This is a genomic window from Ruegeria sp. D4 (assembly GCF_056534475.1).
This window is the reverse complement of sequence record NZ_JBQFPJ010000023.1, coordinates 66,289-73,356: the sequence shown is the minus strand read 5'-3', so window position 1 is coordinate 73,356 and position 7,068 is coordinate 66,289. Positions and strand designations below refer to the sequence as shown.

Below are 7,068 nucleotides of genomic sequence, written 5' to 3'. Positions count from 1 at the left end.
ATTTGTCGATGATTGATCAAGATGTCAGCTACGGAATCTTTGACTTAAAAGGCTCCAGCGCGGCAATTCGGTCCCTTCGTTCCGCCTGCGAGTCAGATATTAACCAGGGGGCCTCCTACGAAGCGCCCGAAGGCATTGTCTATTGTGGTGGCGGGGCGATAGAGCGCGTGATCGAACCCGTAATTTTGGACAATCCAGAGGGGGAGACGCTTCGCAGTGCCGCGCTCAGCTGGCTGTTAAGCAGAATTCAGTGAATGTCTGCATTGTGGACACTTCCACAATTCGTGAAAAAGCTTGGTGAATTTGCGGTTTGAACAATTGCGTTGAGGCCAGAGAGTAACTCCAGCGACAAGTCTGACTTGTTTTCAATAAATTACTCGCGCAACATCTGTGAATGTCCGGAACCAATTGGGAGGTTGGCATGGCGGAGCTACGCGAAATTGGTAAGACAGGGATTAGGGTTCCCCGCATCGGGTTTGGATCGACGGGGTTGGGAAGTATCCCGGAAATCTACGGGTATGAGGTTGAGGAAGAGCGCGCGATTGATACAATTCGGGCAATTCTTTCGCAGCCAAATGCGTTCCTGGACACATCCCGTTGCTATGCCATGGGACGAAGTGAAGAGCGCATAGGTAAAGTCATTCGTGAGCTTGGTGGTTGGCCGGCCGGGCGGGTGCTTTCCACCAAAATCGACCGGGATATGGAAACTGGTGCTTTTGATGCTTCTCAGGCACGTAGATCATTCGAGGAAAGTCTTGCGGCCCTCAGCGTCGACAGCGTTGATATACTCCACGTCCATGATGTCGAATATGCAAATGATCTATCTGAGGTCAAAAGACGGGGTGGCGCCATTGAAGAGTTATTCCGCATCAAGGAGGAAGGTCTGGCAAAGGCGGTCGGAATCGCAGCGGGACGTATCGACTTGATGATGCAAATTTTGGAGGGTTGGGATTTTGACGTAGTCCTGACACACAACCGGCATACGCTGGTAAACGACAACGCGGCACCTCTGATAGAACTCGCGAAGTCACGAGGGGTTTCGATATTGAACGCGGCACCATATTCCGGGGGTGCGCTTGCCCGAGGCAGCGCGATCCATCGCTTTTATGTCTATCGACCTGCAGATGATGAAGTACTTGCGCCAATACGTGCTGTTGAAGAGATATGCGGGCACTACGATGTCCCAGTTGGGGCGGTCGCGTTGCAATACTCGTTGAAAAACGACGACATCACTTCGACGATTTGCGGAGTGACATGGCCTCAGCATGTTCAACAGGCAATGGAATGGGCAGAGTGGTCCATCCCTGAGGGCGTTTGGGAGGATCTCGCTGAGCTCGAAAAAACTTCGAGCAACCCAGAAGCTTAGAGTCGATTTTTGGATAGGATACTGTTCTGCCAATTGACCGCTTTGGGCTCAGAGCAGCCGTTCGCTGCATCTGATGCCAACGGCCGCTCAGCGGACGAAGCGGCCGTTCGTCTAATCGCTCATGGTTTTAAGAACTCGTTGATAGAACGAGCCAGGTGTATCCTTACCACTAGGTCTTTCGACCCACACCCGATCCAAGTTCAGTGCTCCTACAGGTACGATTTGCCGCGCGATCTCAGGCGGTGTGGTTTCGTCAGACGTTCCATTCTTCCAGTCGTGAAAAGCTGATGAGTATCGAACGACCGCTCCGCTAGTCGGCAAATCGAGCAACCTGCCCTCGGCAAAGAACACCAACCCGTCGCCCATTTCTTCCCCGATGAGTTTCAGCCTGTTTCCCAAACGATGTTTTAGGATGGCCACAAACACGATCGCTGCGGAAAACGTGAATTTGTCGACAAGCACGACAACCTGCTTACTTGCGCTTTGCGAGATGGCGTCGATCAAGGGCATGGTTAAAAGAAAATCACCGCCGGTGTTTCCGCGAACGTCAATCAAGAGTGTTTTGTTCGAGCCGGCGCGCACGCGTTCCACTGCCGCTGAGATAGCTTTGGGCAGCGCATTTTCGCTCGGATCAAAGAAACTTGGCAACGCTATTGATAGCCCAAGATCTTGCCAGTCCTTAATCTCCACAAAGGTCTCGGGTTCCCAGGCCGGATCAGCCTTGCCGTGCTCGTTTCTCGGGTAGAGCGTCGATGCAGGAACAGTATTACCATTTGCTACCTTCAGATTGGTTATCTGCCCATTTTTGTCCTTCACGCGATACTCGGCCGAACCGTCGTTTGACGAAAAACCTAAACGTGTCAAAGCGTACGGCCAAGCCAGAAGAATTGGTCCGATGACCCGTTTCCTTTGGCACGTTCCCGCCAGAAATTTCTGCGCAGTGGCTTCGATTTGGCTCACAGCCGCACCGTTGACTGCTATCACCTCTCCTTGCGGTGCAGTTACCCCTGGTGCCGCCCCAATGACTTGCACCGAACGCCCCACGGTCACGAACCTCAGCGGTAGCACCGAGATTGCATCATTCGGAATCAACCGTGTGTGCCCATTGTCGGGAAGTGCCAATAGACGCATCGCGGACAACAAAAAGGCTTCAATGGAGCCCTCCAAAGCGTATCGTCGGCAGTCATTAACGCTGTTGTCTATGACGGCCTTCTCGACCCGCCGAAAGCTGGGATCGGTTGGCAGGGCGGTTTCCAGAATTTGCTTCAGGTCTTCCGTCAGCGACATGGTTCACAGTGGGCATAGCCGCTTGTCAATGTCCAGATTGGGCTCAAAGCAGTCGTTTGCTGCAATCTGTGTGAGTGTCTGCTAATTTTGTTTTACCAACATTCTGTCATATGACACCTTGCGCTGTGCCTCGCTTGAAATCGATCGTTGTGTGGTATCTATCGTGGTAACTATTAAATTTAGCTAAATTTATTATATACTTAACATAGGACTACAGAATTAGTTATACTGACTTCGTCCCCGCCATACAGCATTGAAACCAGATGATGTTTCGGGGTTTAGTCGACCGAACCCGCGACAATGGACGCTAGTGATCGAAGTTCGACGCGCCGGATGATTCAGCTAACCTTAGCCGTTTACGGCTACCCACCTTAGGCTTCGGATCGCACTGTCGGATTCCTTCGGTTGGGAATCTTCCCTCGCTCGAGCTTCTTTTGTGCCAACCCCCAACCGGAGCGGTAACAAGACGAACGCTTCTCGGTTTGCGTCCGACTTGAAGTTTGAAGCAAGCGACCTGACTGCGTGTCGGCAATAGAGACGCGCGGCAGAAACTTCTGGAGCGAGCAACAGCAGCGCTGGCTCCGCCACCGGACAGGTCGGCCAAAACCCGACGAACACCGATCCGATCCCAATGCGAAGGTTTCCTGCGCGGCGTGTTCGCGAAGAACCTGAACGCAAGTTTTGAGCCGTCGCAGGATCGGTCTCATCAAAATTTTGTATTTCATTCCAATACTGTTATGTATGAATTTATTTTACGGGCGGGGGCGTAATGAACTCACTAACCAGAATAACACGCGGGATAGGCGTCGCCTTGAAAGACGGCAGGGTGAAGAGTCTTTTGGCCTTCACCATAGGCATGATCCTTTGGGCGTCTGTTTTTTATCACTATGTAGAAGGCTGGAGTTGGCTGGATTCCATCTATTTTTCCGTAGTGACGATTTCGACTGTGGGGTTCGGTGATTTCTCACCCGAGACCGCGTTAGGTAAGATTTTTACCATGGTCTATATCATTGTCGGACTGGGTGTCTTTGTGACTGCGGCAACCACGATTGCGGACACGATCCTGTCTCAGGATGACAAAAAAGCAGACGAGTAAAACGACCGTAGCCCTGACGCTGCGCTCAAAAACAACTGCAGTGCTGAAGCCGCAGTTCGTTTTTTCGACGCTTCATCAAACCCATACCAAGCGACGATGTTTGAAAAAATGTACATATCACGTTTTTTGAGTGTAAGGTTTGGAAAACGAATAATGGAGGGACGGTATGGAAAAGACACAAGACGCAAGAATTGTGGATCTGGCAATTCGCTTGCTTTTTCTTGGGTTATTCCTTTACAGCGCATTGGTCATGATCGCGCCGCTGGCAAGCGTGGTGATCTGGGCTACGATACTCTGCGTCGCGCTTTATCCGGTTTTTGATTGGCTTCAGTCCAAGTTGGGCGGACGCAAGTCGCTGGCCGCAACCATTCTGGTTTTGCTGGGTCTAGTTCTGACATTGGGGCCCGTCGCAACTGCAGTATCGGGCGCAGCAGAGCTTGGAGGCGAGTTTGCGGAACAGGCGGACAGCGGTGAATTGAAAGTCCCACCGGCGCCGGAAGGTCTCAAGGAGCTGCCCCTGGTCGGGAACAAGATCGCCGAAGTCTGGGGGATGTTCGAAAGGAACCTGGACGGCGCGCTGGCGAAATATGGCACACAAATCCTGGAAGTGACCAAATCCCTCTTTGGTAAGGTTCTGGGTATCGGGATCGGGCTTTTGGGACTGGCCCTTTCGGTTTTGATCATGGGAGCCCTGTTCAGCCCCGGCCCGAACCTGGTTCAGGGTCTGCAGCGATTTGCCAACCGCGTGTTTGCGCCACGCGGGGGTGAGTTCGTGACTTTGGCGGGTGCAACAATCCGAAATGTCACAAAGGGCGTCATCGGAGTGGCGGCAATTCAAGCTGTCGTCGTGTGGTTGCTGTTGGTTCTGTTTGGCATTGGTTCCGCGGCGACGCTGGCGTTTATCTGCCTGATCCTGTCCATCATTCAGATCGGGCCCGGTCTGGTGCTATTGCCCGTGGTTATTTACGCATGGAGCTCGATGTCCGGTGGTGCGGCTTTGGTGTTCACCATATTGGCCATCCCTGTCGCCATCATGGACAGCTTCCTGCGTCCGGTATTCATCTCAAAAGGTCTTGAGACACCAATGCTGGTGATCCTGATTGGGGTTCTCGGTGGCATGATGGCCTACGGCTTGATCGGCATTTTCATGGGACCGGTTCTGTTCGCTGTCTTCTACGAGCTGTTCAAGGTCTGGATCGACGCCTCACCCGAAACGGAAGACGCTGCTGAAGGAGCAGCAAAATGAGAAAAACAATATGGACGACACTTGCCGTCATTCTTGTTTTTCTTGTGTGGTATCTGGTTGCCGACCGGAAAACTCCGTTTACGGGAAATGCCAGAGTCAAGGCCGTGGCAACGCAGATCGTGCCGCAGGTCACTGGCACGGTGACCGAAGTTCTGGTCGAAAACGGTCAGGTCGTCTCAGCTGGTGACGTGCTGGTTCGGATTGACGCCAGACCATATGAAATCGATCGCGCAAAGGCAGAAGCGGATCTGGAAGCTGCAACACAGGAAGTGGGCGCTTCCTCGGCCGAGGTAAGTGCGGCGCAGGCCAAACTGGCTAGGGCGCAAAGTGACCTCGACACGATGCGCATACAGACAGAGCGGGTTTTTGCACTTGAAAAGAAAGGACTGATCGCGGTTTCAAAGGCGGATGACGCGCGAGGGCAACTGGCAGAGTCAGAGGCGAATTTCGAGAACGCCAAAGCGGATCTGGAGAAAGCCAAGCAGAGGCTAGGCAGCGAGGGAGTGGAAAACCCCAAAATTCAGCGCGCACTGGCAGCACTGGCGGATGCAGAGCTTAATCTTGAATGGACCGAGTTGCGCGCGCCGGCAACAGGTGTGATTTCCAACTTACTGATCGCGCCCGGAACATATGCGCGCTCCGGGCAGGACCTGCTGACCTTTCTGGATGCGACCGACGTCTGGATCGAAGCCTATTTTACCGAAAACAACCTTGGCAGAGCATCTGTAGGCTCGCCCGTCGACGTGGTGCTGGACATGCACCCCGGCAAGATTGTCCCGGGTGTAATCGAAAGCTTCAGCGCAGCTGTTTCCCTGAGCGGTGGAGATGAGCCCGGCCAATTGGCAAGCCCGCCAAGCACCAAGGGTTTTCTGCGCGAGCCGGAACGGTTCCCGGTTCGGATCGTGTTGCCCGGGTATGAGGCTGGAAGCGCCGAGGACGACCTGCGTTTTCAACTCAACGGGCAGGCGGACGTGATCATGTATCTCAGCGAAAACTCGCTACTGAACGTGGTTGGCCGCACCTACATTCGTTTGGTTTCGATCCTGTCTTATGCGTACTGAGGACAGAAACTCGGTCATCCGGCTTGCATTGGGGGTAACAGGGGTCTTCTCGTTGGGCCTGTTCCTGGGTTGGCCCCTTGCGGTTGTTGGTGCCGTGTTCACGGCCTTGTTTCTTCAGGCACCGGCCGCGTTGCCTTTGACGGCGTTTGCAAAGCTGTTTGTCTTCTCGATCGGGTTGATGTTTCTTTCGTTTCTGCTGTCATCGGTATTCGCACCATATCCCGTCGTATTTCTGATTCTGGTTGCGATCGGAATAATCCTGTCGTTCATATGGTCGGTGTCAGGCGCAGGAGTATTGCCCGGGGTCATTGCCCTAATGGGGGCATTGATGATCCCGAACCTTGTGCTGCAATCGCAGGATTTGGCCTTGGTGCTGGTGTTCTGGATCCCACTGAACCTTCTGTTTGCGGGGTTCGTATCCACACTGATGTTTGTTCTGATCCCCGCTGAACCCCCAACGCCTGCTGAAAAAAAAGCAGCGTCATCGCCTGAATTTGACCCGCATCGTCGGATCGTCAGGATGTCGCTTGTCACGGTTCCGTTTGCTTTGGCGTTTTTCGTGTCCGGCGCGTCGGCGTTGTTGGTGTTGTTCTTTGTGGCGCTTCTCAGTCAGCAACTGGCTGCGATGCCCGCAGCGGGGAAGACCGTTGCCAAGGCTATGCTGACAGCAAACCTGCTTGGAGCGGCGGTGTCGATCATCTGCTATGAAATCAACGTGATCGCCCCGGTCATTCTGACGCCTATACTGCTCTGTCTGTTCTTTTGTCTGACGCTTGGGGCGCTCGGCAAATCTCAGGTTCCACTGGCTGCCGCTGCCGGGTCTGCAATAACAACAGCATTGATTGTGTATGGCGGGTCGATTGCACCGTTTTCCGACGAGGCCGACGTCAAAAGCATCACGCGTGTTCTGCAAGTCGCCAGCGCTGCGTTCTTTGTGATCATAGCCTACGTAGTGGTCGACGAATTCTGGCCGGAAAAGCAACGCCAGACCAGTCAGAACAACGCGGCCTGA

Annotated in this window: 6 protein-coding genes and 1 pseudogene; 6 read left to right on the top strand and 1 reads right to left on the bottom strand. The window is 53.5% G+C overall.

Annotated elements, in window-relative coordinates:
- Together ACR0MI_RS21570 and ACR0MI_RS21565 are read left to right on the top strand one after the other, a co-directional pair.
- Positions 1 to 254, top strand: a pseudogene (locus ACR0MI_RS21570) (hypothetical protein); the annotation flags it as partial.
- Between the two features lie 167 nt (positions 255 to 421).
- Entirely contained in the window at positions 422 to 1,366 is a 945-nt protein-coding gene (locus ACR0MI_RS21565) for an aldo/keto reductase (RefSeq protein WP_170617431.1), read from the top strand.
- A 111-nt stretch (positions 1,367 to 1,477) separates the two neighbouring features.
- On the opposite strand, the gene ACR0MI_RS21560 is transcribed toward ACR0MI_RS21565, so the two are convergent.
- Positions 1,478 to 2,653, bottom strand: coding sequence for a S41 family peptidase (locus tag ACR0MI_RS21560; RefSeq protein ID WP_480855559.1), 1,176 nt, complete (start codon positions 2,651 to 2,653; stop codon positions 1,478 to 1,480).
- Between the two features lie 826 nt (positions 2,654 to 3,479).
- On the opposite strand from ACR0MI_RS21560, the gene ACR0MI_RS21555 reads away from it, so the two are divergent.
- From ACR0MI_RS21555 to ACR0MI_RS21540, 4 genes are all read left to right on the top strand, one after another.
- Complete coding sequence (locus ACR0MI_RS21555; protein ID WP_321250731.1) at positions 3,480 to 3,749, top strand: potassium channel family protein; 270 nt, start codon at positions 3,480 to 3,482, stop codon at positions 3,747 to 3,749.
- A gap of 166 nt (positions 3,750 to 3,915) precedes the next feature.
- The gene (locus ACR0MI_RS21550) at positions 3,916 to 4,995 is read left to right on the top strand and encodes an AI-2E family transporter (protein WP_170612210.1); all 1,080 of its coding nucleotides are present in this window, start codon (positions 3,916 to 3,918) and stop codon (positions 4,993 to 4,995) included.
- Positions 4,992 to 6,056, top strand: a complete 1,065-nt coding sequence (locus tag ACR0MI_RS21545) for an HlyD family secretion protein (protein WP_170612212.1) — start codon at positions 4,992 to 4,994, stop codon at positions 6,054 to 6,056. Before ACR0MI_RS21550 ends, ACR0MI_RS21545 begins: the two co-directional genes overlap by 4 nt.
- Complete coding sequence (locus ACR0MI_RS21540) at positions 6,046 to 7,068, top strand: DUF2955 domain-containing protein (protein WP_170612214.1); 1,023 nt, start codon at positions 6,046 to 6,048, stop codon at positions 7,066 to 7,068. Before ACR0MI_RS21545 ends, ACR0MI_RS21540 begins: the two co-directional genes overlap by 11 nt.

What these genes read in the sequence shown, in the direction of transcription:
- ACR0MI_RS21565 (WP_170617431.1), top strand. Translation starts at nt 422, where the DNA reads ATGGCGGAGCTACGCGAAATTGGTAAGACAGGGATTAGGGTTCCCCGC.
- ACR0MI_RS21560 (WP_480855559.1), bottom strand. Translation starts at nt 2,653, where the DNA reads ATGTCGCTGACGGAAGACCTGAAGCAAATTCTGGAAACCGCCCTGCCA.
- ACR0MI_RS21550 (WP_170612210.1), top strand. Translation starts at nt 3,916, where the DNA reads ATGGAAAAGACACAAGACGCAAGAATTGTGGATCTGGCAATTCGCTTG.
- ACR0MI_RS21545 (WP_170612212.1), top strand. Translation starts at nt 4,992, where the DNA reads ATGAGAAAAACAATATGGACGACACTTGCCGTCATTCTTGTTTTTCTT.
- ACR0MI_RS21540 (WP_170612214.1), top strand. Translation starts at nt 6,046, where the DNA reads ATGCGTACTGAGGACAGAAACTCGGTCATCCGGCTTGCATTGGGGGTA.